This is a genomic window from Agrobacterium sp. 10MFCol1.1, assembly GCF_000381165.1.
GTDB classification, from domain to species: domain Bacteria; phylum Pseudomonadota; class Alphaproteobacteria; order Rhizobiales; family Rhizobiaceae; genus Agrobacterium; species Agrobacterium tumefaciens.
In genome coordinates this window covers 256860-281254 of sequence record NZ_KB906078.1, presented here as the reverse complement: position 1 = coordinate 281254, position 24395 = coordinate 256860, and the positions used below count along the sequence as shown (strand labels likewise).

Below are 24395 nucleotides of genomic sequence, written 5' to 3'. Positions count from 1 at the left end.
AGACAGATTGCGCCCGAAAAGTCGCATTTTATGGAGCGTGGATACCTTTCATAAACCACTTGGTAACGCCATCCCGATAAAGTTTCTTCCCGGAGCACTCGGGCGGGGCGCGTCCGAGCGGAACAGAAATATGCGATTGAAGAGTTCAGCAGTGTTGAAAAGTCTATTTGGGGCAGATTCGCGCAAAGCGGGTGCGACGTCTTTGGTAAGGTTCGTTGCGTTGACCCTTGCTGCGGCGTTCATAACCGCAACATCCGTTGGCACCGCACAGGCGGACCCGAAATATGCGGGCATCGTCATTGATGCCAAGACCGGCAAGGTTCTCTATGGCGAGGATCCGGATGGCCTGCGCTATCCTGCCTCGCTGACGAAGATGATGACGCTTTATCTTACGTTTGAGGCGCTCAATTCCGGGCGCATTTCGCTCGATTCCAAGGTGCCGGTTTCGGCCAACGCCGCCAAGGAGCCTCCTTCCAAGCTCGGCGTGCGCGCCGGTGGCAGCATCACGGTCGAGCAGGCAATTCTTGCGCTCGTCACCCGTTCCGCCAACGACATGGCCACCGCACTCGGTGAATATATCGGCGGCTCCGAAGACCGTTTTGCCAGAATGATGACCGCCAAGGCCCGTGCGCTCGGCATGACCCGCACGACCTATCGTAACGCCAACGGCCTGCCAAACACGGCGCAGATGACGACGGCGCGTGACCAGGCCCGCCTTGGCATCGCCCTTCGCCAGCATTTCCCGCAATATTACGGCTACTTCTCCACGCGCACCTTCAATTTCGGCAAGCAGGTCATCGGCAACCACAATCGTCTCGTGGGAACCGTTCGCGGCGTAGATGGCATCAAGACCGGTTATACCCGTGCTGCCGGAAGCAATCTTGCAACATCGGCGCAGCTAGACGGTCGCTCCATCGTCGCCGTCGTTCTTGGCGGCCGCTCGAGCGCTGCCCGTGACGCCACCATGCGCAAGCTTGTTGCAACCTACCTGCCGCAGGCTTCTCGCAGCGGCAACAGCAACCTGATTGCGCAGACGAGATCGGCACCTGTCGAAGAGCCAGTCGCTGTGGCTGTTGCTGCTCCACCTGTGGCAGTCGCGGCTCCGTCCGCAGCTGTCGCTGCGACAGATTCCGGCCTGCCGCATGCCGGCCCCGTACCGCAGACCCGTTACGAGGACGCGCCGGTTACTGCCTTTGCAGGCTCCTCTTCCAATGCGGCCGTAAAGGCCATGGAAGCCGCCACCTGGCAGAAGGGCAAGGATCCTATTTCTCAGGTAGCCGTCGCGCCTGACCGCAAGTTGATTACCAACTCGACCAAGGTGGACAATATCGTCACCGCGTCCACGCCGGCATCTGTACCCTCCACCCCTTCCGTTTCGGCAAAGGCTGAAGCTCCGCAGGGCGGCTGGGTGATCCAGATTGGCGCATCGCCGGATGAAAACTCGGCACGTGGCCTGTTGCAGAATGCGCAGGAAAAAGGCGGCGCCGCCCTTCGGTCCGCAAAACCCTTCACGGTGGCCTTCAGCAGAGAAGGCTCCCAGGTATACCGCGCCCGCTTCGGCGGCTTCGACGGCCAGGCCGCCGCGGTAAATGCATGCAATGCATTGAAAAAGAAAGGCGTCAGCTGCTGGGCGTCACTCCAGTAATCGACGTTCGCGCAGGCGGTGTCTTATTTGTTGAAACATCGCCTGTCTCCTCGAATTGTGTAATGTGTAGCGAGGCTTTCCAAGATGGCAGTTAACGAGAACTATTCGGACATTGCGTCTGGCAACGGGCAAGGCAGTCTGTCGGTTCTGCATCCCATTCACGAGGCGGCAATGCGTATTGCCGATCTCGGTCTTAACCGCTCCAAGGCAAAGACGCGTGATCTCGTCAGCCTGCTTCTGTCGCACGGCGCCCGCGCCTGGCGTGCCAATCAGCCGGAAGCCAATATCCACCTTCATGTCGGCCGCCGCTGCGGGCGTGCACCGGTCCATATCCGGATCCGCTGACAAACCGAACATAACCGGACGAGACAAAGAAAAACCCCGCGGAGCCTGTGCACCGCGGGGTTTTTGTTGATTGACAATGAAGAAACGAGGCGGCTTACGCCTCGCTCTCCGGTGCCTCTGGCGTATCCGGCAGAGTGTCTGCCACATCTTCGCTATTGCCGTTTTCCGCCTCTTCGTCGCCCTCAGGCTCGTTGATACGTTCCACGGAAACCACCTTCTCATCCTTGGCGGTGGAGAAGATCGTCACGCCCTTGGTGGCGCGGCTTGCGATACGGATGCCGTTTACCGGCACACGGATCAGCTGGCCGCCATCGGAAACCAGCATGATCTGGTCGCCTTCGTCCACCGGGAAGGCCGCAACGAGTTCGCCGATTTCCGTCGTCTTCGAGGTATCGGTGGCGCGGATGCCCTTGCCGCCACGACCCGATGTGCGGAAGTCGTAAGACGAAGAACGCTTGCCGTAGCCTTTTTCAGAGACGGTCAGCACGAATTCTTCGCGTGCCTTCAGTTCCTGATAACGCTCTTCGCTGAGTTCGCCTTCTTCCGCGACTTCCTCGCCAACCAGTGCGATATCTTCCTCATCGACCCCGGCGGCACGCCGCTCGGTGGCCGAACGCTTGAGGTAGGCCGCACGCTCCCACGGTTCAGCTTCCACATGGCCCACAATGGTCATGGAGATAATGCGGTCGCCATCCGCCATGTTGATACCGCGCACGCCAACCGAGTTGCGGCCGGCGAAGACGCGGACATCGTCGACGGGGAAGCGGATGCACTGGCCGAGTGCCGTCGTCAGCAATACGTCATCCTGGTCGGTACAGGTTTCGACGGAGAGGATTTCATCGCCCTCCTCGTCCAGCTTCATGGCGATCTTGCCGTTGCGGTTGACCTGCACGAAATCGCCGAGCTTGTTGCGGCGAACCGTGCCGCGCGTCGTCGAGAACATCACATCGAGCGTTTCCCAGGTCGTTTCGTCCTCGGGCAACGGCATGATGGTGGTGATGCGCTCGCCTGGTTCCAGCGGCAGCATGTTGATGAGGGCCTTGCCCTTCGACTGCGGCGTACCGATCGGAAGGCGCCAGACCTTTTCCTTGTACACGATGCCGCGCGAGGAGAAGAACAGCACCGGCGTATGGGTATTGGCGACAAAGAGACGGTTGACGAAATCTTCGTCGCGCGTCGCCATGCCGGAACGGCCCTTGCCACCGCGACGCTGTGCCCGGTAGGTGGTCAGCGGCACGCGCTTGATGTAGCCGAGATGCGAAACGGTGACGACCATATCTTCGCGGGAGATGAGGTCTTCATCATCCATGTCAGGACCGCCTTCAACGATCTCGGACCGGCGTGGCGTGCCGAACTCGTCGCGGATGGCAATAAGCTCATCCTTGACGATCTGCATGATGCGCAGCCGTGAAGACAGGATTTCGAGATATTCGCTGATTTCCGCACCGATCTTGTTCAGCTCGTCGCCGATTTCGTCGCGGCCAAGCGCCGTCAGGCGGGCAAGGCGCAATTCGAGAATGGCGCGTGCCTGCTCTTCGGAGAGATTGTAGGTGCCGTCTTCATTGATGCGGTGGCGCGGATCGTCGATGAGACGGATCAGGCTTTCCACATCCTGCGCCGGCCAGCGCCGCGTCATCAGCTCCTCACGGGCCGAAGCCGGATCGGGAGCATGACGAATGACGCGGATGACTTCGTCGATATTGGCAACCGAGATCGCCAGACCGACCAACACATGCGCGCGGTCGCGCGCTTTGCGCAGCAGATACTTGGTGCGGCGGCTGACGACATCCTCACGGAAGGACACGAAGGCGCGCAGCATGTCCAGCAACGTCATCTGTTCAGGCTTGCCGCCGTTCAGCGCCACCATGTTGCAGCCGAAGGAGGTCTGCAGCGGCGTGTAGCGATAGATCTGGTTCAGGATGACTTCGGCATTGGCGTCGCGCTTCAACTCGACGACGACGCGATAACCCTGGCGGTCGGACTCGTCGCGCAGATCGGAAATACCCTCGATGCGCTTTTCCTTGACCAGTTCGGCCATCTTCTCGATCATCGTCGCCTTGTTCACCTGATAGGGAACCTCGGTGATGATAATCTGCTCGCGGTCGCCGCGCATCGGCTCGATGGTCGCACGGCCGCGCATGATGACCGATCCGCGACCCGTCTCATAGGCTGAGCGAATGCCGGAACGGCCCATGATGAGCGCGCCGGTCGGGAAGTCCGGGCCGGGAATGATCTGCATCAGTTCAAGCAGCTCAATCGCCGGATTGTCGATGAGGGCGATACAGCCGTCGATGACTTCGGAAAGATTGTGCGGCGGAATATTTGTCGCCATGCCGACGGCGATGCCACCTGCACCGTTGACCAGAAGGTTCGGGAATTTCGCGGGAATGACGACCGGCTCATGCAAGGTGCCGTCATAGTTGTCGCGGAAATCCACCGTTTCCTTGTCGAGATCGTCGAGAAGCGAATGCGCTGCCTTTTCGAGACGGCACTCGGTGTAACGTTCGGCCGCCGGCGGATCGCCGTCGATGGAGCCGAAGTTGCCCTGTCCGTCGATCAGCGGCAGGCGCAGAGACCAGTCCTGCGCCATACGCGCCAGCGCATCGTAAATCGCCGCATTGCCGTGCGGATGGAATTTACCCATCACGTCACCGGTGACGCGGGCGCATTTGACGTATTTCTTGTTCCAGTCGATGCCGAGTTCGGACATGCCGTAAAGAATACGGCGATGAACCGGCTTCAGACCGTCACGGACATCGGGAAGCGCGCGGGAAACGATAACGCTCATGGCGTAATCGAGATAGGACCGCTGCATTTCCTCAATGATGGAAATCGGTTCAATGCCTGGCGGAAGTTTTCCGCCGCCGGGGGGGCTCTGGTCAGTCAAAACGGATCACATTCTCTGTTAAGAATCGGATGGATTTTTATAGCGGAAACAGCCACGTTAAGCCAATTTCCCGGCGAGTTTTGAACAGTCTTTTGCGTCATTTGCAAGACATACCCCGCTTTTCGCCATTTAGGTTGGCAAAAGCGACGCCGCTCCCTTTCAAAGCGAGTACGACTTGCGTAGGCTTCGGCCTAAAAACAGAACAGGCGGGGAAAGAATGGCCAGCAGCGAAACGCTCATCAACGCGCTTACAACACTTCTGGTCACGCTCGATCCGCCCGGTCTCGCGCCCGTATTTCTCGCACTCACGGTTGGAATGACGCGCGACCAGCGCGCCCAGGTGGCCCTGCGTGGTTCGATCATCGCCTTCGGCATTCTCGCCATCTTCGCCCTGTTCGGTCTCACCATCCTCAACCTTCTCGGCATTTCGCTGGGTGCCTTCCGCATCGCCGGTGGTCTGCTGCTGTTCTGGATTTCCTTCGAGATGATTTTCGAGAAACGCCAGGAGCGCAAGGAAAAGACCTCGGAGATTGCCATCACCAAGGACCATCTGCACAATCTGGCGGTCTTTCCGCTCGCCTTGCCGTTGATCGCCGGGCCTGGCGCCATTTCCGCGACCGTGCTCCTGGCGGGAACGATGAAGACGACGCTCGAAATGGTCGTGCTTATTCTCATCCTCGCCTTCGCCATGGCCCTCGTCTACGCCACCCTGATCGTCTCGGAACGCATGGACCGTTTTCTCGGCAATACCGGCCGCGCGATCCTGACAAGGCTGCTCGGCGTCCTTCTTGCCGCGCTTTCCGTGCAGTTCGTAGTGGACGGAATAAAATCGGCCTTCGCATTCTGACGACCATCGGTTCACAACAAAATGCCGCAACCGGCCGGATTTGCGAAAAATCCGCCCTTTGAATCCGGCTCCTGCCTCGGTTAAAAGACGCGCATCTTTTTTCCGCACCAGAAAGCTCTCTCCATGCGATCCACGCTGCGCCGCCTCATCCCGGATGCCGCTCCCGTCAGTAACCGGGAAAGGCTGCGCGCTGCGGCGGGCGCCTTCGTCGGCATTTCGCTGACCGGACTTCTGGGCAGCCTTGCTTTCCGCTTAGACCCTAGCCTGCCCGCCATGATCGCGCCGATGGGCGCCTCGGCGGTGCTTTTATTCGCCGTGCCATCCAGCCCCCTTGCGCAGCCCTGGTCGATCCTCTGCGGCAACATCGTGTCGGCTTTCGTGGGCGTGACGGTGGCTCTACTCGTTCCGGATATTTTCCTTGCCAGCGCGCTTGCCATAAGCCTTGCCATTGCTGCCATGATGGCGCTGCGCTGCCTGCACCCGCCCAGCGGCGCGGTGGCGCTGACGGCCGTTCTCGGCGGTCCCGCCGTGCATGGTCTCGGCTATGGCTTTATTCTCTGGCCGGTCGCCGGAAACTCGCTCATCCTTCTCATCCTCGCGCTCGTTTATAACAATGCCACCGGCCGCGCCTATCCGCACGGCCTGAGGTTGGGAAAGGCCAGCCACGGCACGGCAGACCCGACTCCGATACAGAAAATCGGCTTTTCCTCAGCCGATCTGGACGAGGTGCTGAAGGAATATGACGAGGTTCTCGATATTGATCGCTATGTGCTGGAGATGATTTTGCGCAAGACGGAATTGCGCTCCTGGCGCCGCCGCGCCCTCCATCTCGATTGCGCCAGCGTCATGTCGCGCGATGTGGTCGGCGTCGCCCCGGATGATAGTCTGCGCCACGCCCATTCACTGATGCGCAACCGCCATTTCAAGGCTCTGCCCGTGACCAACGACAGGGCCGAAATCCTTGGCATCGTCACTCAGACGGATTTTCTTGAAAAGGCTAGCTGGAGAAACGGCCGCCCTTCCATCGGTTTCCTGCAGCGCCTGCGCCTTATTCTCTCAGGCACAAGCGCACCCAACGATACCGTCAAGGATATCATGACATCGCCTGTTAGAACCGTGCAGCCGGAAACGGCGATCGAGGAAGCAATCATCCGCTTTGCGGAGGAAGGCCTGCATTACCTGCCGGTGATCGACGCCAACGGCAAAATGGTGGGTATTCTTTCGCAGTCCGATGTCATGGTTGCGATGCTGGCGGACAAAGCCGCGGCATAGGTCGTCGCGACCTTGAAGCGGGCAACCGGTTCGACCGGCCCCCGCCCCGTCAATCACGGTCCCGATCAGAACGGGATATCGTCGTCCATGTCACTGGAGAAGCCGCCGGAAGGCTGGCTGCCGCCACGCGAGGCACCGCCGCGGGCCGCCGGCTGCTGGTCGTAACCGCCACCGTAGTTACCGCCGCCGCTGCCATAATCTCCACCGCCGATGTCGCCACCGCTGCGGCTGCCGCCGCCACCTTCGCCGCGACCGTCGAGCATCGTCAGCGTGGAGTTGAAGCCCTGCAGTACCACTTCGGTTGAGTAACGGTCGTTACCGGTCTGGTCCTGCCACTTGCGCGTCTGCAGCTGGCCTTCGATATAGAGCTTGGCGCCCTTTTTCACATATTGTTCGACAACCTTGCACAGGCCTTCGTTGAAAACGACGACCGTGTGCCATTCTGTCTTTTCCTTGCGCTCGCCGCTGTTGCGGTCCCGCCACGTCTCTGAGGTGGCGATGCGCAGATTGGCGATCGGACGGCCGTCCTGCGTCCGGCGAATTTCGGGATCGGCGCCAACGTTCCCAATCAGAATTACCTTGTTTACGCTACCAGCCATCTCGTCATCCTGTCCGCCAGCCATCGTGACCGGCAATTGCATTTCAAAAAATCCCGCACACAATAACCATCGCCGCCCGCAAAGGGCACCGCAACGGGGAACAATCCACAGCGAATAATCCCGACTTTCTCAGAGAGTATATTCGCACTTGCAATTTGTTCCTTTTTTGTTCTATTAAATCACGAAATTCGAGTCAAGTGAGCCGAAAAGCCATCGATCGATAGGGAATAAACCTCGACACGTCCGGTTGCGTCACTACATAAGGACGCGCCGCCATCAGGCCTGTTAATTTTGTCCGAGCTTTATCATGAGTGAACTGAAGACGATTTCCATCCGTGGTGCCCGTGAGCATAACCTCAAGGGTATCGATCTGGATCTACCGCGCAATAAGCTGATCGTCATGACCGGGCTCTCCGGCTCGGGCAAGTCGTCGCTCGCCTTCGACACAATCTATGCCGAGGGCCAGCGCCGTTATGTCGAGAGCCTCTCGGCCTATGCGCGCCAGTTCCTCGAAATGATGCAGAAGCCGGATGTAGACCGCATCGAGGGGCTTTCTCCGGCGATTTCCATCGAGCAGAAAACCACCTCGAAGAACCCGCGCTCCACGGTCGGCACGGTCACGGAAATCTACGACTATATGCGCTTGCTGTTTGCGCGTGTTGGTGTGCCCTACTCGCCGGCGACGGGCCTGCCGATCGAAAGCCAGACGGTCAGCCAGATGGTCGACCGTATCCTTGCCTTCGAGGAAGGCACGCGCCTTTATATTCTCGCGCCGATCGTGCGCGGCCGCAAAGGCGAATATAAAAAGGAACTCGCCGAGCTGATGAAGAAGGGCTTCCAGCGCGTCAAGGTGGATGGCCAGTTCTACGAAATCGCTGACGTTCCCGTCCTCGACAAGAAGTACAAACACGATATCGATGTGGTGGTGGACCGCGCCGTCGTGCGCCCGGATATGGCAGCACGCCTTGCCGACAGTCTCGAGACCTGCCTCAAGCTTGCCGACGGGTTGGCAGTGGCCGAATTTGCCGACAAGCCCCTGCCGCCGGAAGAAACCTCGGCTGGCGGCTCCGCAAACAAATCGCTCAATGAGACCCACGAGCGTATGCTGTTTTCGGAAAAATTCGCCTGCCCGGTCTCCGGCTTCACCATCCCGGAAATCGAGCCCCGGCTTTTCTCCTTCAACAATCCCTTCGGCGCCTGCCCCACCTGTGACGGTCTCGGCTCGCAGCAGAAGGTGGACGAAAACCTGATCGTGCCCGAACCTGCACGCACCCTGCGGGATGGCGCGATCGCCCCCTGGGCCAAATCGTCTTCCCCCTATTACAACCAGACGCTGGAGGCGCTGGGCAAGGCCTTCGGTTTCAAGCTGTCGAGCAAATGGACGGACCTTTCTAAAGAGGCGCAGCACGCCATTCTTCAGGGCACTGACGACAAGATCGAGTTCAACTATCAGGACGGCGCGCGCTCCTACAAGACGGTGAAGAATTTCGAAGGCATCGTTCCCAATCTGGAGCGTCGCTGGAAAGAGACCGACAGCGCCTGGGCGCGCGAGGAAATCGAGCGTTATATGTCGGCAGCCCCCTGCCCGGCCTGCGCCGGCTATCGCCTGAAGCCGGAAGCGCTCGCCGTCAAGATCAACAGGATGCACATCGGCGAAGTCACCCAGATGTCGATCCGTATGGCACGCGACTGGTTCGAGACGCTGCCGGAAAATCTGAACGCCAAACAGAACGAGATCGCGGTTCGCATCCTCAAGGAAATCCGCGAACGTCTGCGATTCCTCAACGATGTCGGGCTGGATTATCTCAGCCTGTCACGCAATTCCGGCACGCTTTCCGGCGGAGAAAGCCAGCGCATCCGGCTTGCTTCGCAGATCGGCTCCGGCCTCACCGGCGTTCTCTATGTTCTGGATGAGCCGTCCATCGGCCTGCATCAGCGTGACAATGCCCGTCTGCTCGATACGCTGAAACATCTGCGTGATATCGGCAATACGGTGATTGTGGTCGAACACGACGAGGATGCCATTCTGACGGCGGATTACGTTGTCGATATCGGCCCCGCCGCCGGCATTCACGGCGGTCAGGTCATCGCCGAAGGCACGCCGCAGGAGGTGATGGCCAATCCGAAATCGCTGACCGGCAAATATCTATCCGGCGAACTTGGCGTCGCCGTGCCGGCAGAACGCCGCAAGCCGAAAAAGGGCCGCGAAATCAAGGTTTTTGGCGCACGCGGCAACAACCTGAAGAATGTGACTGCGGCCGTTCCCCTTGGCGTTTTCACCGCCGTTACCGGCGTGTCGGGTGGTGGCAAATCCACCTTCCTGATCGAGACGCTCTATAAGTCGGCAGCACGCCGGGTGATGGGCGCGCGCGAAATTCCGGCCGAGCATGACCGCATCGATGGTTTCGAATTCATCGACAAGGTGATCGATATCGACCAGTCGCCAATCGGCCGCACGCCACGATCAAACCCCGCCACCTACACCGGCGCATTCACGCCGATCCGTGACTGGTTCGCCGGTCTGCCGGAGGCGAAGGCGCGCGGTTATGCACCTGGCCGTTTCTCCTTCAACGTCAAGGGCGGCCGCTGCGAAGCCTGCCAGGGCGACGGCGTCATCAAGATCGAGATGCACTTCCTGCCTGATGTCTATGTCACCTGCGACGTCTGCCACGGGAAACGTTATAATCGCGAGACGCTGGATGTGACCTTCAAGGGCAAGTCCATTGCCGACGTGCTTGATATGACGGTGGAAGAAGGCGTTGAATTCTTCGCCGCCGTTCCGGCCGTGCGTGACAAGCTGCAAGCGTTGTTCGATGTCGGTCTCGGTTACATCAAGGTCGGCCAGCAGGCCAATACGCTCTCCGGCGGCGAGGCGCAGCGCGTCAAGCTCGCCAAGGAACTGTCGAAACGCTCCACCGGCCGCACGCTTTACATCCTTGATGAGCCGACGACGGGTCTCCATTTCCACGACGTCAACAAGCTTTTGGAAATGCTGCAGGCGCTGGTGGATCAGGGCAATTCCGTCGTGGTAATCGAGCACAATCTCGAAGTCATCAAGACGGCCGACTGGATCATCGATATTGGCCCCGAAGGCGGCACGGGCGGCGGCGAAGTGGTGGCAACCGGAACGCCGGAAGACATCGTCAAGAACGAGCGCTCCTATACCGGCCATTTCCTGAAGGAACTTCTGGAACGCCGGCCAGCCGGAAAACGCGAGGCTGCGGAGTAATCCGCACCTTTCGCAGCAAGGGTACGTAAGGCCGATAGCCCGAGGAGGAACAGTATATGTCGACATCAGGCACGATCCGCACCGGTATCGGCGGCTGGACTTTCGAGCCGTGGGAAGGCACGTTTTATCCGGAAAAACTGCCGAAGAAACGCCAGCTGGAACATGCTAGCCGGCAATTGACGGCGATCGAGGTGAACGGCACCTATTATAGCAGCCAGAAACCCGAGACCTTCGCCAAATGGGCGGCGGACGTGCCTGAGGATTTCGTTTTCTCCCTGAAGGCAAGCCGCTTCGTCACCAACCGCAAGGTGCTGGCCGAGGCGGGTGAATCCATGACGAAGTTCCTGACGCAGGGACTGACGGAGCTCGGCCACCATCTCGGCCCGATTCTCTGGCAATTCGCGCCGACTAAAAAATTCGACGCCGAGGATTTCGGGGCGTTTCTGGCATTGCTGCCCGAAAAACAGGACGGCATTAGCCTTCGCCACGTGGTCGAAGTGCGAAACCCGACATTTCAGGTGCCGGAATTCATCGATCTTCTCGCCAAACACAAGGTCGCGGTCGTCTGCGCCGACCATCACGATTATCCGATGCTGCCTGACGTAACTGCCGATTTCGTCTATTGCCGCCTGCAAAAGGGCGAAGACGATATCGAGACCTGTTATCCGAAGGCCGAGATTGACCATTGGGCAAAACGGGTCAAGACCTATGCGGCGGGCGGTGTTCCGGATGACCTGCCGCTGATCGCTCCCGATAGAAAAGTCGATAAGACCCCTCGCGATGTCTTCGCTTTCTTCATCACCGGCGGCAAGGTCAATGCACCAAACGGCGCACAGGTATTGCAGAAATTGATCTGACTGGCTCAGCCAGCCATTTCTTTCGCCGGGTTGAAATCGACTGCCGCGAACGCCGCCTCGATCACCTCGGTTCCAGCGCCCGGCCGTGTGGCGTCGCTTGAAAGGATTTGCCGGAAACGGCGCGCGCCGGGCATGCCCTGAAACAGGCCGACCATGTGGCGGGTAACGTGGTTGAGGCGCCCGCCGGCGGCGATGTAGTCGGCGGCGTAGGCTATCATCGCATCACGCAGCCCCATCCAGTCAGCTTGCCGGGCCTCTTCGCCATAAATGCGATGGTCGACATCGGCAAGGATGGACGTATTGTGATAGGCCGCACGGCCAAGCATCACGCCGTCCATATGGTGCAGATGGAGGCTTGCCTGATCGAGATCGGAGATACCGCCGTTGATGCCGATGAAGATGTCAGGATTTTCCCGCTTCATGCGATAGACGAGATCATAATCGAGCGGCGGCACCTCACGGTTTTCCTTCGGCGAAAGCCCTTGCAGCCAAGCCTTGCGCGCATGGATCCAGACCGCATCCGCGCCCGCCGCCACAACCCGCGAAAGAAAATCCGGCAGCACGGCTTCCGGCTCCTGATCGTCCACGCCGATGCGGCATTTGACCGTGACCGGCACCTTCGCAACAGCCTTCATTGCCGCCACGCATTGCGCGACAATCTCTGGCTCGCGCATCAGACATGCGCCGAAAGTGCCGGATTGCACCCGGTCCGAAGGACAGCCGACATTAAGGTTGATCTCGTCATAGCCATAATCGCCGGCGATCCGCACCGCCTCCGAAAGCTTGACCGGATCCGACCCACCGAGTTGCAATGCGACCGGATGTTCCTGAGTGTGATAGTTGAGCAACCTGTCGCGCTGGCCATGGATGATGGCGTCGGCAACGATCATTTCCGTATAAAGCAGCGCACGCTTCGACAATTGCCGGTGCAGAAATCTGCACCTCGTATCGGTCCAGTCGATCATCGGGGCCACGGCAAAGATGCGAGACCCTGATGTCACCGCTTTTTTGTAGAAATTCAACTATTTACGCTCGCTTACTAGGGTAAAATTCTGTGATAGTTTTTCATCGAGCAGCACCAATGTTCATGACTCTTGGTCACTATCACGGCAAGAAGATAATAGACGTCTCGATTGATTATACCGCGCAGATCCTTTGAAAAAAAGGCAAGCGTGTAGTTTTTAACAAAGCGAAGAAATTCGACCAGAACCCTAACGCTGAAGCATATACGGTTTATCTAGAGCGAAATCGATGAGGCTGGTGGGCTTGAACGGTTGAATTCGGATCGCTTAACACTATCCGATGCGAGCGATCGCTAGGTCAAAAATTGTGGGCGATGGTGCCGCTCGTGACGAGCCTCAGCTCGTTCTGGGAACAATTCCCAAGGTCGCGCATTAGTGGTCGTAGACGGCACTAAACACGTACCAATACGCCAAGCAGCGCGGGCGTCGTCCAATTCTTAATGGAGATTACTTTTCGGGCTCATAGAGTCGGACCGAAGTTCGGTTCCGAAATGAGAAATTATATAATCGCCTGACCAGTATTCTCTGATCGACGTAATATTAATTTTTGTGGGGCGCGGATGAGTTTTGGTTCGAAATTTTTGAAAAGTTTGTTTCAAAGTTCTCGTGAGGCGGAGCTTGAAAAATCATGGCCGACTGATTTTTACTCAACTGTTCCACATCGCTATTCCGTAAATCTTCACAGGTACAAAAAGATAGAGTATCAGCTCGATCCCAAAGCATTGTCGAGCGGCTTTACTCACAATGAAGAGCATCATAAACGTGACATGAACCGCTTCTTCACGTTTTGCCTCATATATGATCAAATTAAAAAAGAAAATATATCGGGTGATATCGCTGAACTTGGAGTATATAAGGGAAACACATCTTATATATTGGCGAATTTCGCAAGGGCGCTGGGGCGTACTGCATATCTGTTTGATACGTTCGAAGGCTTCGATCCGAAAGATATCCAGGGCATTGATTCATCGATCCCTTTGCAGTTTTCCGATACCAGTCTTGAAAAGGTGCGGGAATTTGTTGGCGAGGACAATGTCGTCTACGTAAAAGGGTATTTTCCAGAGTCGGCTACGCAAATTCCGGACAACCTAACGTTTTCCGTCGTTCATCTTGATTGCGACCTTTACAATCCGATGATGAGTGCGCTGAACTATTTCTACCCAAGAATGGTCGAAGGTGGGTTTATCGTTGTCCATGATTATTCGAGCTTGCACTGGGATGGCGCCGAGAATGCAGCTGACGAGTTCTTTTCAGACAAGCCTGAATGCTTGATACCATTAGCGGACAGCGGCGGCAGTGCGATAGTGCGAAAGGCACGGGCATCTTCCGATAAATTCAACAATTGGCGAATTAAGCGACTTCATGATTTGTCGGTAGGATCCTGGGTTCCCCCCCGAGTTTTAAAAACTTATTTGAAAGACGGATGGGCTGAAGTTGAAGACTGGGGTGTCTGGGGCCTGGGCGATCGCCATACGATGTCCTTGATAATTCCATTCGTACCGGAAACAGCCATTAGACTGATATTTGATGTCGATGCTCTCTTACTTGGCAGACAGATAGAGCAGACTGTTGCCGTTCTGGTCGATGGTACCAATATTGCCGAGTGGAAATTTACATCCAAAAATAAACGTGGCGATCGGGAATTGATCATTCCTTTACACTTGCTGCGAAGGGACCAGAATGATGAATCTCCCCCGACTATCTTCTTCGAATTTAGACCCGAGTTTTTTACATCTCCACATTCCCTGAAGCCATCAAGTGAGGATACGCGTCCGCTTGGACTTGCGATTCACAAATTGAAGATAGAGGTTGAGTAGAGAAACTGGCCATTGCCCCATTTCGAGAAGGTCTCGGGTCTTTTTTTTGCCGCTGGCTTTTCTGACGGGGTACGCTACCGACCAAGCGATGATCAACGATTGAGTTTTCCGAGGATCGTCTTGCAAACTCGCACATATATCAGGGCGGAGAACTCGGCCTCTGAACGATCGTCTGGTCGCTGGCGGTACCCACCTGCTCCTGCCGCAAAAGAAGATTAAGTTCGGTCGGCCAGCCGGGAATTCGTCTGACAAGGAGGTCGGGCGCGAATATGTGATTGTCTTTGTGTTTCGGCTACCAGGTGGTGACGGGAAGGGAACTAAGCCCGCAACTGCGCATTGTCTAAATGGTAATCAACAAACCGGAGGAATCCCATGAAAACACTTGCGGACATTTTCGAGCACACATTGCAGGACGTCTACTACGCGGAGAACGCCATAACGAAAGCGTTGCCCAAAGTCGCGAAGGCAGCCAAAAGTGCCGAACTAAAGAAGGCCGCCGAAGATCACCTTGCAGAGACCAGGGATCAGATCAAGAAGCTTGACCAGGTCTTTAAATCCATTGGCAAGAAAGCCTCCGGGGAAAAGTGCGACGCCATTGAGGGCTTGATCAAGGAGGCCGAAGGTCTCATGGAGGAGGCAGAAGGAACTGCGCTCGACGCTGGCCTCTTGGCGGCCTGCCAGGCAGTCGAGCACTACGAGATCGCTCGCTACGGTTCGCTCCGCGAATGGGCGAAGGATCTCGGCCACGATGAAGCCCACAAAATTCTGAGCGAAATCCTCGACCAGGAGAAAGCGACGAACAACAAGCTGACTAACCTTGCGGTGACGGCCATCAATAAGACGTCCGCCGCCAAGAAAGCTGCGTAACTCGCGTTTGCGAAGGTCTCCCCAATTTGGGAGACCTTACTTTTTTGAACACTTAAAACGCGAGCCCTACCCCTCCTTCAAGTCTCATCTTGAGCCCACCTTACTGCAGCCTCGACGCGAGCCTAAATTTCACACCTCGTAACCGCCGAATCGAGAGACCTGTAAGAGCTGCTATTTTCACTGAGCAAATTCGATCATCGGGTGCCAAGGCTAAGATTTTTTCGCCGTTTGCAAGCGCTTGTCTATACCGGAACTACCTCTTTACGGCTGCGGTCATTTTGAACTGGAAATCGCCCAGGAATCGGGGGACAAGACTTGCAGTTCTAAAAAAGACGACAGGAAATCCCATGGCCGCCACCGTCATTCCAGTTCCAGAACCCGTTCTTCTGCCCGTAGAGGGCACAAACGAGATGTTCCCCGTGCGGCGGGTCTATTGTGTCGGCCGCAATTATGCCGATCACGCCATCGAGATGGGCCACGATCCTTCAAGGGAACCGCCGTTTTATTTCCAGAAAAATCCGGACAACCTTCTGCCTGCGGGTCAGGATTTCCCCTACCCTTCGCTGTCGTCGAACGTGCATTACGAAGTCGAATGCGTCGTGGTGTTGAAAAGCGGCGGTGCGGATATTCTGGCAGGCGATGCGCTGGGCCACGTCTGGGGTTACGCGGTTGGCATCGATATGACACGCCGCGACCTTCAGGATGGTTTGAAGAAGATGGGACGCTCGTGGGAGGGCGCAAAAGCGTTCGAATATTCCGCGCCGGTCTCCGCCATCGTTCCCGCAGACAAGATCGGCCATCCGTCGACCGGTGCGATCTGGCTCAATGTCAATGGTGAGCGCAAGCAGACAGGCGATCTGGCGCAGATGATCTGGAAAGTGCCGGAAGTGATTGCCGAGCTTTCCAAGCTGTTCACGCTTGCCGCTGGCGATGTCATCATGACCGGCACGCCCGCGGGCGTCGGCCCTATCGTGCGCGGCGATCGGATCGAGTGTGGTGTAGACGGTGTCGGCACTCTGTCCGTAACGGTCGCCTGATCGCTATCGGCGCATAATCCAAAGGGAGAGAACCGCCATGCCGCTTTATCGCCTCGCAGATCGGGTGCCGCAGACCCCCGCCACGGATCGCTACTGGGTCGCACCCGATGCGAATGTCATTGGCTCGGTGATACTTGCCGAGGATGTCGGCATCTGGTTCGGCGCGACGCTGCGCGGCGATAATGATCCAATCAGCATCGGTCGCGGCACCAATATTCAGGACGGCGTGATGGTGCACAGCGATCTCGGTTTTGCCGCCACGATCGGCGAAATGTGCACTATCGGCCACCACGCCATCATCCACGGCTGCACCATCGGCGACAATTCGCTCGTCGGCATGGGCGCAACGATCCTGAACGGCGCAAAGATCGGCCGCAACTGCCTGGTCGGCGCCAATGCGCTGGTGACGGAGGGCAAGGAGTTTCCCGACAATTCCCTGATCGTCGGATCGCCGGCGCGTGCCGTCCGAACGCTGGATGACGAGGCCGTCGCCAGCATCCGCCGCTCGGCGGAAAATTACATCGAAAACTGGAAGCGTTTTTCGAAGGATCTGGAAGTCATCGAAGAATGACGGATGGCGGGCAAGAACGCCCGCTGTCGCCAAACGGAGTTACCCCGCGCAGGCGGCACACAGACCACGAATTTCGATAGTGGTCTTTTCCGCTTTGAACCTGCTGTCCTTGACCCAGCGCTCGAGGCGATGGTCGATCTCGTGATCGTGGAACTCGTTCACCTGGCCGCAGGATTCGCAAATGGCAAAGGCGACGGTGCCATGGTGATGCGAGCAGCATTCGGCTTGCGTATGGGTGCAGGCAACAAAGGCGTTGAGACTTTCAAGCCGGTGCACGAGACCATATTCCACCAGCTTTTCCAACGCCCGGTAGACCTGCAGCGGCGCGCGAAAACCATCGTCGCGCAGCTTGTCGAGGATCACATAGGCGCTGAGCGGCGCATGCGCATTCGACAGGGCATTCATGACCAGCGACTGGTTTTTGGTAAGGTTCTGCGCATTCATGACTTGCCTCCTTCATCTGCGGAGCGGGAAAAACCCGGTGCCGGCAACAGGCTTACAACGAACAGGATCACGGCGGCAACCACGATGGACGGCCCTGATGGCGTGTCGTAACTCAGCGATCCGAACAGGCCGCCAACGACGGCAACCGCTCCGATCAGAGACGCGACCACAGCCATCACCTCAGGCGTGGAAGAAAAACGTCTGGCTGTCGCCGCCGGTATGATGAGCAGCGATGTGATCAACATGATGCCGACCACCTTCATGGCGATGGCAATCACCAGCGCCATCAACAGCGTGAAGATGAGCTTGGCGCGTTCCGGGTTCAACCCCTCGGCCTCGGCCAACTCGGTATTGACTGTGGAGGCCAGCAGAGATCGCCACAGGAACACCATGGAAACCAGCACCACCAGCCCGCCGCCCCAGATCAGCGCGATATCGCTGCGGGTAACGGCCAGAATATCCCCGAACAGGAAGGAGACGAGATCGATGCGCACCCAGCTCATGAAGGCAACAATGACGAGGCCGATCGCCAGCGCCGAATGAGAGAGTATGCCGAGGAGCGCATCGGCGGAAAGCGCCTGCCGCCGTTGCAGAAAAATCAGCAGGATCGAAACCGCCGAGGCTACAAGAAAGACGCTGACGATGAGGTTGATCTGCAACAGCAGCGACAGCGCAACGCCAAGCAGTGCCGAATGGGCCATCGTATCGCCGAAATAGGCCATGCGCCGCCACACAACGAAGCAGCCAAGAGGCCCGGCGGTGAGCGCAACACCGATGCCGGCGATCATGGCGCGAACGAAGAAATCGTCAAACATGCCGCTCTCCCTGCTGGTGGCTTGAAGTGGCGTGTCCGTCATGCTCGTGGCCGCAGCCGCAGTCCCCGTGGTCATGATTATGGTCGTGATGCTGCTCATGCGCATGATGATGGCCATCATCGGGGTGGCAATGTTCGGTCACCGAACCATCCGCGTGCTGCACCCGGCCATCGGGCAGATGGGTGTGGTCGTGATGGTGGCTGTAAACGGCAAGCGCCTTGGCGGCCGACCCACCGAAAAGTCGCATATATTCCGGGCTCTGGCTCACCGCCTGCGGCGTTCCCCGGCAGCAGACATGACCGTTCAGGCATATTACGGTATCGGTTTCCGCCATGACCACATGCAGGTCATGCGAGATTAACAGAATTCCGCAATTGTTTGAATTCCTGATATTTTTTATCAAATCATAAAGCGCGATCTCCCCGGAGAAATCAACGCCCTGCACGGGCTCATCGAGAACCAGCAGATCGGGCTTGCGCGCAATGGCGCGGGCAAGAAGCGCCCGCTGGAACTCTCCGCCAGAAAGATGCTGCACCTCCGCGTCTGCCAGATGCGCGATACCCGTGGCGTTCAGCGCGGCGTCGATTTCGCGCGCGGGAAGCGGCCCGGTCAGCGTCATCAACCGGCGCACAGACAGCGGCATGGTCCAGTCGACCGAAAGCTTCTGCGGCACATACCCGACCCTCAGACCGGCAATGCGCGATACCGCGCCCTCGCTCGGCTTCAAGACACCGATCGCCATTTTCGCGCTGGTTGATTTGCCCGAACCGTTCGGCCCGATCAACGTGACGATCTCACCCTTGCTGACGGAAAACTCCACGCCGCGCACGAGCCAGCGACCGTTGCGCTGCACGCCGGCATTGGAAAGTGACACCAGTATCTCTTTGCCCTCATGGGCGGAATGAAGCATGGGATTGTCCGATCGGCGATGTTGCTTACCGCTATCGCATACGTTATAGAGTTACGCAATAAATGTAATAACATAACTATACTTCTTCAAGTGGAGTGCATTTCATGAGATCGTTCGTGATCCCGCTCATGGCATCGGTAGCAATAGCGGCGGCCGCCTCCGGCGCCACCGCCGCCCCAAATGTCGTGGTCTCGATCAAGCCTGTCCATTCCCTCGTCGCGGCAATCATGCGTGGCGTGGGCGAACCGCAACTCATTGTAGACGGCGCAGCCTCACCGCATACCTATAATCTGCGGCCTTCCAATGCCCGCACGCTGGAAAAGGCCGATCTGGTCTTCTGGGTCGGGCCTGGACTGGAGGCATTTCTGCAGAAGCCGCTGGAGGCGTTGACCAGCAAGGCAACAGTGGTCGAACTGGAAGATGCCAAGGGGCTGGCAAAGCTTCCCTTCCGCGAAGGCGGCCCTTTCGAGGCGCATGACGATGGCGAAGAGGCCCATGGAGAACATGCCGGCCATGCGGACAGCGAAGACGCTCATGCTCATGATCATGCGCACGATGACGGCGACCATGAACACGGCGCGTACGACACTCATCTGTGGCTCGATCCGGCCAACGCCAAGGCCATGGCCCAGACGATAGAAACCGCGCTGATTGCCGCCGATGCCGGCAATGCGGAAACCTATCAGGCCAATACGAAAAAACTGATCGACGATCTCGATGCGCTCGACAGCGAAATTGCGGAAACGGTCAAGCCTGTGAAGGACAAGCCTTTCATCGTCTTCCACGATGCCTATCAATATTTCGAGCATCGCTATGGCGTAAAAACGGCGGGATCTATCACCGTCAGCCCCGAAACCCTGCCCGGTGCCGATCGCGTCAGGGAGATGCAGGAAAAGGTTCGCCAACTTGGCGCGACCTGCGTTTTTGCCGAACCGCAATTCGAGCCGAAACTGATCTCCGTCATAACCGAAGGCACGGCGGCAAAGTCTGCGACGCTCGATCCCGAAGCGGCCACGCTTGAACCGGGTCCCGATCTATACTTCAAGATGATGCGCGGCATCGCCGGCTCGCTGAAGGATTGCCTGTCCTGATCCGGACAGGCGTTCCTTCTATCAAGGCTTCGGCGCCATTGAGGACCAGACCGGGCGGCTGATGCTTTGCAGCGTTTCTGGCGGCGCACCGTTGATGCGTGCCAGCAGAGCCTTGGCAAGCTCCCTGCCCGCAAGCTTGATGTCCTCGTTGACTGTGTGGATTTGCGGCTGGATCCAGTTCAGGAATTCGGCGGATTGTTTCGACACGATATCGATATCCTTGCCGATCCTGACACCGGCTGCCTCAAACCCCGCCACAAGCGCAATCGTGCTGCTGCCGCTGATGGAGACAATGCCGTCAGGGCGATCGTCTGATTGCATCAGGCGCTTGCCGAAATCGCGGATCTTGTCGAGCGGCGTCTCGATGGTGATGGCATCCAACGGGAATTCGGAAACGCCGAAATCCCTGATACCGCGGGTGAACCCCTTGCGGGCGTGGTCGTGGAACGCAAACCGCGATGGCGGCACGATGATGGCGATCCTCTTTCGCCCACATTGCGCCAGCCGCTCTACGGCCTCATAGGCATAAGCCTCGTTATCGAAATCGTGATAGGCGTGCTCAATGCCCATGTCGGACCGCCCATGGGTAACGAAGGGCATTTTGCGCTCCGTCATAAAACGGACGCGCGGATCGTTCGGCTCGATTTTAGAGATAATCACCCCGTCCGCCGAACCGGTTTCGAGAATGTAGCGGATCGGCACCATGGAATCCTTGGCGTGGGTATGAGGGGTAACGACGAGGTGATATTGCGTCGTCGCAAGAACCTCGGTGATGCCGAATACCATCTGGCTGGTGAAGCCCATCAATTCCTCGTCGACGCTCAGCACCAGCGCGATCACATTGGTCTTGCCGGTGCGAAGGCGCACACCAGCTCGGTTCGGCTGGTAACCGATCTGCTGGGCAATCAGCCGCACGCGCTCCTTGGTTTCTGCGCCGATGTCAGGCGCATCCTTAAGCGCGCGTGACACGGTGGTGATGCCAAGACCCGTCATGTAGGCGATGGTCTTCAAGGTCGGGCGCTCGCCCGTTGTCGCTTTCGCTTCGTCCCTGCCGGAATTACCAGTATCGTTCATGTCATTTCGCCACGCTTTGCAGAACAATAATCATAGATAGCTTTTTGTTTCTTGCAAAGGCAAACGTCGCCGGTCGTCGTCACACCCGATCCGATCTTCGGGCCTTTGGCTATAACGATGTAGGGCGTGAAAAATATCGAACAGACTTATTCCGGATTACCGGCCTTAAGCGCTCGCGAAACTTCCGCTCAAGAGAGAAACAATGCCAAGAAACTAGATTAATTAGTATCAATAATTAATTGATATTTATAAACAAAGGTCAATAGATATCAAGGCATCCGTACCCGTGGTTTTCCAATAGTACCAACGGGCATTTTTCGCGCATGAAGTTTCACTCCGAAGACATGACGGAACGATTGTTTTACGGTAACGTTGCCGGAGGGAGGAGATTGCCGAGCTGAGCGAGCTGGATAACGGCTGGCTGGCGGGCATGCATCTTCCCCAGATTCCGACACAAGCCTGCGTCATAATGGCCAGCTTATCCTATTTGAATTCGTCCATGCAGGGTCCCATCATGATTTCTTCCTCCACGCCCGAAACCGTCATCGATCTGGCCGGGCTCTGGCGCCTGACCTCGGTGGAAGGAGACTACACGACCGACCTTACCGTGCCGGGAGACGTTCACAGCGCACTCAAAAACGCGGGCATCATTCCAGACCCCTATCATGGTGCCAATGAAAATGCGGTGCAATGGGTCGCGCATCGGGACTGGATCATAGAGCGGACCTTCATCCTCGATGACGCTGATGCCAGCTGGTATCTCGATATCGATTATCTCGATACCGTCGCGATCGTCTTCGTCAACGATGTCCCGGTCTTGAGTTCGGACAATTGCTTCCGACGTTACCGTCCCGATGTGTCTCGCGCCGTGCGGCCCGGTGAAAACACCATTCGTATCCATTTCCACTCCAACATCGCAGCCGGGGCGGAACGGCAGGCGCGGCAACCTTTTTACATTCCCTATCATGAGGGCAACTCGCCGATTGCCAACGGCAACATGTTGCGCAAGCCACAGTGCCATTTCGGCTGGGACTGGAATATCGCGATTGCTCCGCTCGGCCTTTACGGCAAAATCCTGCTGAAGCGCCTCGATACGGCACGGGTCGAACACGTCGTCACCTCACAACATCATGTCGAGGGCGGCGTCGAGCTGCATGTGGCAATCACGCTGTTTGCCGAAGGTCCGGCCAGCCTTCCGCTCTACCTTTCCCTCAACGATGAAAGGCTGCGGCTTGATTGCGGCGTGGGTGCGGGTGAGACGGTGGTGCGCCACGTTTTCTTCGTGGAAGACCCCGCGCTCTGGTGGCCGGCGGGCAGCGGGGAACAGACGCTCTACACGTTGGCGGTGGAGTTGCCGGATGAAACCGTCACCCGCAGGATCGGCTTCAGGACCATTGAACTTCTGACGGACAAGGATGAGGCCGGTAGCCGATTTGCCTTCCGCATCAACGGCCGAGAAATCTTCTGCCGTGGCGCGAACTGGATTCCATCCGATGCGCTTTATTCGCTGACCAGCCGCGAAAAAACCGAAGACCTTCTATGTTCGGCCGTCGAGGCCAATATGAACACGATCCGCGTCTGGGGCGGCGGGTTTTACGAGGAAGACTGGTTCTACGATCTCTGTGACCGTCTCGGTCTTCTGGTCTGGCAGGATTTCATGTTCGCCTGCAACCTTTACCCCTGCAGCGAAGACTTTCTCGACAATGTCGAACACGAGGTCGACTATCAGGTAAAACGCCTGTCCTCCCATCCGTCCATCGCGCTCTGGTGCGGCGACAACGAATTGGTGGGTGCCCTCACCTGGTTCGAGGAGCCCCGCAACAACCGCGACCGTTATCTCGTGGCTTACGACCGCCTCAACCGCACCATCGAAAAGGCGCTGAAAAAAGCCGCCCCCGAAGCACTCTGGTGGCCCTCCAGCCCGGCTTCAGGCTACCTCGATTATGGTGATGCCTGGCATGCGGATGGTTCCGGCGACATGCATTACTGGTCCGTCTGGCACGAAAACAAATCGTTCGACAATTACCGCTCGGTCAAGCCGCGCTTCTGCTCCGAATTCGGTTTTCAGTCCTACACTTCCATGCCTGTCATCCGCACCTATGCGGAAGAGAAAGACATGAACATCGCCTCCCCGGTGATCGAACTGCACCAGAAGAATGTCGGCGGCAATGAGCGCATCGCTGGCACCATGTTCCGCTATTTCCGCTTTCCGAAGGATTTCGAAAATTTCGTGTATCTGAGCCAGGTACAGCAGGCGCTGGCCATCCGAACCGCGGTCGACTACTGGCGCTCGCTGAAACCCCATTGCATGGGAACGCTCTACTGGCAGCTCAACGATACTTGGCCGGTTGCCTCATGGTCGAGCCTGGATTACGGCGGCGGCTGGAAGGCGCTGCACTATGCTGCCCGCCGTTTCTTCCAACCGGTCTCGGTTTCCGCCATTCCCTCGGAAGACGGACGCCGATTAAGTTTCTCCATGGTCAACGACACCGCGGAAGATGTCGAGATCGACATGAATATTGTCGCCCTCACGATGGAGGGTAACCGCGTGCCGCTGAAATCTGCCAACGGCACGTGCGGTACGGACAAGGCGGCGACGCTGACCGAAATCGACATGGACAGCCTGCCTGATGGCTCCATTCTTGCCTGGAACTTCATAGCATCCAACGGCATGACAGGCGAAGGCCATCATGTGCGCGACACCTACAAGTCTCTGGAGCTCCAGCCCGCTGGGCTGACGTTCTCCACCGCCACATTGAAAAACGGCCAGCTCGAAATCGATGTCACCGCAGCCGGTCTTGCCCTCTTCGTCATGCTGGAGGCCGATCAGCCCGGGCGTTATTCCGACAATCTGTTCGATCTCGCAGCGGGCGAAACACGCCGGATCATCTTCACCCCGAAGGCGGGCAGCGGGCAGCCGCAGTTCCGTATCTTCGATCTTTATACCTGCCAATCCTCGCATTGAAACCACGCGGCGAAAGGCTTAACCATCCTTAGCGGAACGGCAGGCAACGTTGCGCCTGCCCTCATCTTTCAAAGGTTTGCCGGCTTCTCCGGCAACCATTC

Annotated in this window: 19 protein-coding genes; 12 read left to right on the top strand and 7 right to left on the bottom strand. The window is 57.6% G+C overall.

Annotated elements, in window-relative coordinates; genetic code table 11:
• The first annotated feature begins 130 nt into the window (after positions 1-130).
• Entirely contained in the window at positions 131-1645 is a 1515-nt protein-coding gene (locus F617_RS0118450) for a D-alanyl-D-alanine carboxypeptidase family protein (protein WP_003515257.1), read from the top strand.
• Between the two features lie 84 nt (positions 1646-1729).
• Complete coding sequence (locus F617_RS0118445; protein WP_019566265.1) at positions 1730-1990, top strand: hypothetical protein; 261 nt, start codon at positions 1730-1732, stop codon at positions 1988-1990.
• Between the two features lie 94 nt (positions 1991-2084).
• Here F617_RS0118445 and gyrA read toward each other — a convergent pair whose 3' ends face one another.
• Positions 2085-4877 carry a DNA gyrase subunit A gene (gene gyrA, locus F617_RS0118440; protein ID WP_019566264.1) on the bottom strand — a complete coding sequence of 931 codons (2793 nt, stop codon included), beginning with the start codon at positions 4875-4877 and terminating at the stop codon, positions 2085-2087.
• Between the two features lie 217 nt (positions 4878-5094).
• On the opposite strand from gyrA, the gene F617_RS0118435 reads away from it, so the two are divergent.
• Positions 5095-5724, top strand: a complete 630-nt coding sequence (locus F617_RS0118435; RefSeq protein WP_003515260.1) for a MarC family protein — start codon at positions 5095-5097, stop codon at positions 5722-5724.
• Between the two features lie 123 nt (positions 5725-5847).
• Entirely contained in the window at positions 5848-6996 is a 1149-nt protein-coding gene (locus tag F617_RS0118430) for an HPP family protein (RefSeq protein ID WP_019566263.1), read from the top strand.
• A gap of 65 nt (positions 6997-7061) precedes the next feature.
• Here F617_RS0118430 and F617_RS0118425 read toward each other — a convergent pair whose 3' ends face one another.
• Positions 7062-7637, bottom strand: coding sequence for a single-stranded DNA-binding protein (locus F617_RS0118425; RefSeq protein ID WP_003515262.1), 576 nt, complete (start codon positions 7635-7637; stop codon positions 7062-7064).
• A gap of 265 nt (positions 7638-7902) precedes the next feature.
• Here F617_RS0118425 and uvrA point away from each other — a divergent pair, with 265 nt between their 5' ends.
• Positions 7903-10824, top strand: coding sequence for an excinuclease ABC subunit UvrA (uvrA, locus tag F617_RS0118420; protein WP_003515263.1), 2922 nt, complete (start codon positions 7903-7905; stop codon positions 10822-10824).
• A gap of 56 nt (positions 10825-10880) precedes the next feature.
• On the top strand, positions 10881-11681 hold the full coding sequence (locus F617_RS0118415) for a DUF72 domain-containing protein (RefSeq protein WP_019566261.1): 801 nt from the start codon (positions 10881-10883) through the stop codon (positions 11679-11681).
• A gap of 5 nt (positions 11682-11686) precedes the next feature.
• Here the strand turns inward: F617_RS0118415 and dusA are convergent, their stop codons facing one another.
• On the bottom strand, positions 11687-12703 hold the full coding sequence (gene dusA, locus F617_RS0118410; RefSeq protein ID WP_026330936.1) for a tRNA dihydrouridine(20/20a) synthase DusA: 1017 nt from the start codon (positions 12701-12703) through the stop codon (positions 11687-11689).
• A 560-nt stretch (positions 12704-13263) separates the two neighbouring features.
• On the opposite strand from dusA, the gene F617_RS0118400 reads away from it, so the two are divergent.
• The 4 genes from F617_RS0118400 to F617_RS0118385 all read left to right on the top strand — a co-directional run bounded on the left by F617_RS0118400 (position 13264) and on the right by F617_RS0118385 (position 16995).
• Complete coding sequence (locus F617_RS0118400; protein ID WP_245260819.1) at positions 13264-14520, top strand: TylF/MycF/NovP-related O-methyltransferase; 1257 nt, start codon at positions 13264-13266, stop codon at positions 14518-14520.
• Positions 14521-14892: 372 nt separating this feature from the next.
• Positions 14893-15387, top strand: coding sequence for a ferritin-like domain-containing protein (locus tag F617_RS0118395; RefSeq protein WP_003515270.1), 495 nt, complete (start codon positions 14893-14895; stop codon positions 15385-15387).
• Between the two features lie 347 nt (positions 15388-15734).
• A complete protein-coding gene (locus F617_RS0118390; protein ID WP_013636158.1) occupies positions 15735-16424 on the top strand; it encodes a fumarylacetoacetate hydrolase family protein in 690 nt (229 codons plus the stop codon).
• 37 nt (positions 16425-16461) lie between these two features.
• Complete coding sequence (locus tag F617_RS0118385; protein WP_013636159.1) at positions 16462-16995, top strand: gamma carbonic anhydrase family protein; 534 nt, start codon at positions 16462-16464, stop codon at positions 16993-16995.
• A gap of 39 nt (positions 16996-17034) precedes the next feature.
• Here the strand turns inward: F617_RS0118385 and zur are convergent, their stop codons facing one another.
• The 3 genes from zur to znuC are packed head-to-tail and all read right to left on the bottom strand — an operon-like array spanning position 17035 to position 19164.
• Positions 17035-17439 (bottom strand): zinc uptake transcriptional repressor Zur, encoded by a 405-nt coding sequence (gene zur / locus F617_RS0118380; protein WP_013636160.1) that lies wholly within the window; start codon positions 17437-17439, stop codon positions 17035-17037.
• A complete protein-coding gene (gene znuB, locus F617_RS0118375; RefSeq protein WP_019566258.1) occupies positions 17436-18254 on the bottom strand; it encodes a zinc ABC transporter permease subunit ZnuB in 819 nt (272 codons plus the stop codon). The genes zur and znuB overlap by 4 nt, the downstream gene beginning before the upstream one ends.
• A complete protein-coding gene (gene znuC, locus F617_RS0118370) occupies positions 18247-19164 on the bottom strand; it encodes a zinc ABC transporter ATP-binding protein ZnuC (RefSeq protein ID WP_013636162.1) in 918 nt (305 codons plus the stop codon). The genes znuB and znuC overlap by 8 nt, the downstream gene beginning before the upstream one ends.
• Positions 19165-19268: 104 nt before the next feature.
• On the opposite strand from znuC, the gene znuA reads away from it, so the two are divergent.
• Positions 19269-20255, top strand: coding sequence for a zinc ABC transporter substrate-binding protein ZnuA (znuA, locus tag F617_RS0118365; protein ID WP_019566257.1), 987 nt, complete (start codon positions 19269-19271; stop codon positions 20253-20255).
• A gap of 21 nt (positions 20256-20276) precedes the next feature.
• Here the strand turns inward: znuA and F617_RS0118360 are convergent, their stop codons facing one another.
• Positions 20277-21329, bottom strand: a complete 1053-nt coding sequence (locus F617_RS0118360; RefSeq protein ID WP_019566256.1) for a LacI family transcriptional regulator — start codon at positions 21327-21329, stop codon at positions 20277-20279.
• A 499-nt stretch (positions 21330-21828) separates the two neighbouring features.
• Between F617_RS0118360 and F617_RS0118355 the strand changes: the two genes are divergently transcribed.
• Positions 21829-24294, top strand: a complete 2466-nt coding sequence (locus tag F617_RS0118355) for a glycoside hydrolase family 2 protein (RefSeq protein ID WP_026330935.1) — start codon at positions 21829-21831, stop codon at positions 24292-24294.
• Positions 24295-24395 lie beyond the last annotated feature (101 nt).

Excerpts from the sequence above, each read along its gene's own strand:
- F617_RS0118450 (WP_003515257.1), top strand. The coding sequence starts at position 131 with ATGCGATTGAAGAGTTCAGCAGTGTTGAAAAGTCTATTTGGGGCAGAT.
- F617_RS0118445 (WP_019566265.1), top strand. The coding sequence starts at position 1,730 with ATGGCAGTTAACGAGAACTATTCGGACATTGCGTCTGGCAACGGGCAA.
- F617_RS0118435 (WP_003515260.1), top strand. The coding sequence starts at position 5,095 with ATGGCCAGCAGCGAAACGCTCATCAACGCGCTTACAACACTTCTGGTC.
- F617_RS0118430 (WP_019566263.1), top strand. The coding sequence starts at position 5,848 with ATGCGATCCACGCTGCGCCGCCTCATCCCGGATGCCGCTCCCGTCAGT.
- F617_RS0118425 (WP_003515262.1), bottom strand. The coding sequence starts at position 7,637 with ATGCAATTGCCGGTCACGATGGCTGGCGGACAGGATGACGAGATGGCT.
- uvrA (WP_003515263.1), top strand. The coding sequence starts at position 7,903 with ATGAGTGAACTGAAGACGATTTCCATCCGTGGTGCCCGTGAGCATAAC.
- F617_RS0118415 (WP_019566261.1), top strand. The coding sequence starts at position 10,881 with ATGTCGACATCAGGCACGATCCGCACCGGTATCGGCGGCTGGACTTTC.
- F617_RS0118400 (WP_245260819.1), top strand. The coding sequence starts at position 13,264 with ATGAGTTTTGGTTCGAAATTTTTGAAAAGTTTGTTTCAAAGTTCTCGT.
- F617_RS0118395 (WP_003515270.1), top strand. The coding sequence starts at position 14,893 with ATGAAAACACTTGCGGACATTTTCGAGCACACATTGCAGGACGTCTAC.
- F617_RS0118390 (WP_013636158.1), top strand. The coding sequence starts at position 15,735 with ATGGCCGCCACCGTCATTCCAGTTCCAGAACCCGTTCTTCTGCCCGTA.
- F617_RS0118385 (WP_013636159.1), top strand. The coding sequence starts at position 16,462 with ATGCCGCTTTATCGCCTCGCAGATCGGGTGCCGCAGACCCCCGCCACG.
- zur (WP_013636160.1), bottom strand. The coding sequence starts at position 17,439 with ATGAATGCGCAGAACCTTACCAAAAACCAGTCGCTGGTCATGAATGCC.
- znuB (WP_019566258.1), bottom strand. The coding sequence starts at position 18,254 with ATGTTTGACGATTTCTTCGTTCGCGCCATGATCGCCGGCATCGGTGTT.
- znuC (WP_013636162.1), bottom strand. The coding sequence starts at position 19,164 with ATGCTTCATTCCGCCCATGAGGGCAAAGAGATACTGGTGTCACTTTCC.
- znuA (WP_019566257.1), top strand. The coding sequence starts at position 19,269 with ATGAGATCGTTCGTGATCCCGCTCATGGCATCGGTAGCAATAGCGGCG.
- F617_RS0118360 (WP_019566256.1), bottom strand. The coding sequence starts at position 21,329 with ATGAACGATACTGGTAATTCCGGCAGGGACGAAGCGAAAGCGACAACG.
- F617_RS0118355 (WP_026330935.1), top strand. The coding sequence starts at position 21,829 with ATGCAGGGTCCCATCATGATTTCTTCCTCCACGCCCGAAACCGTCATC.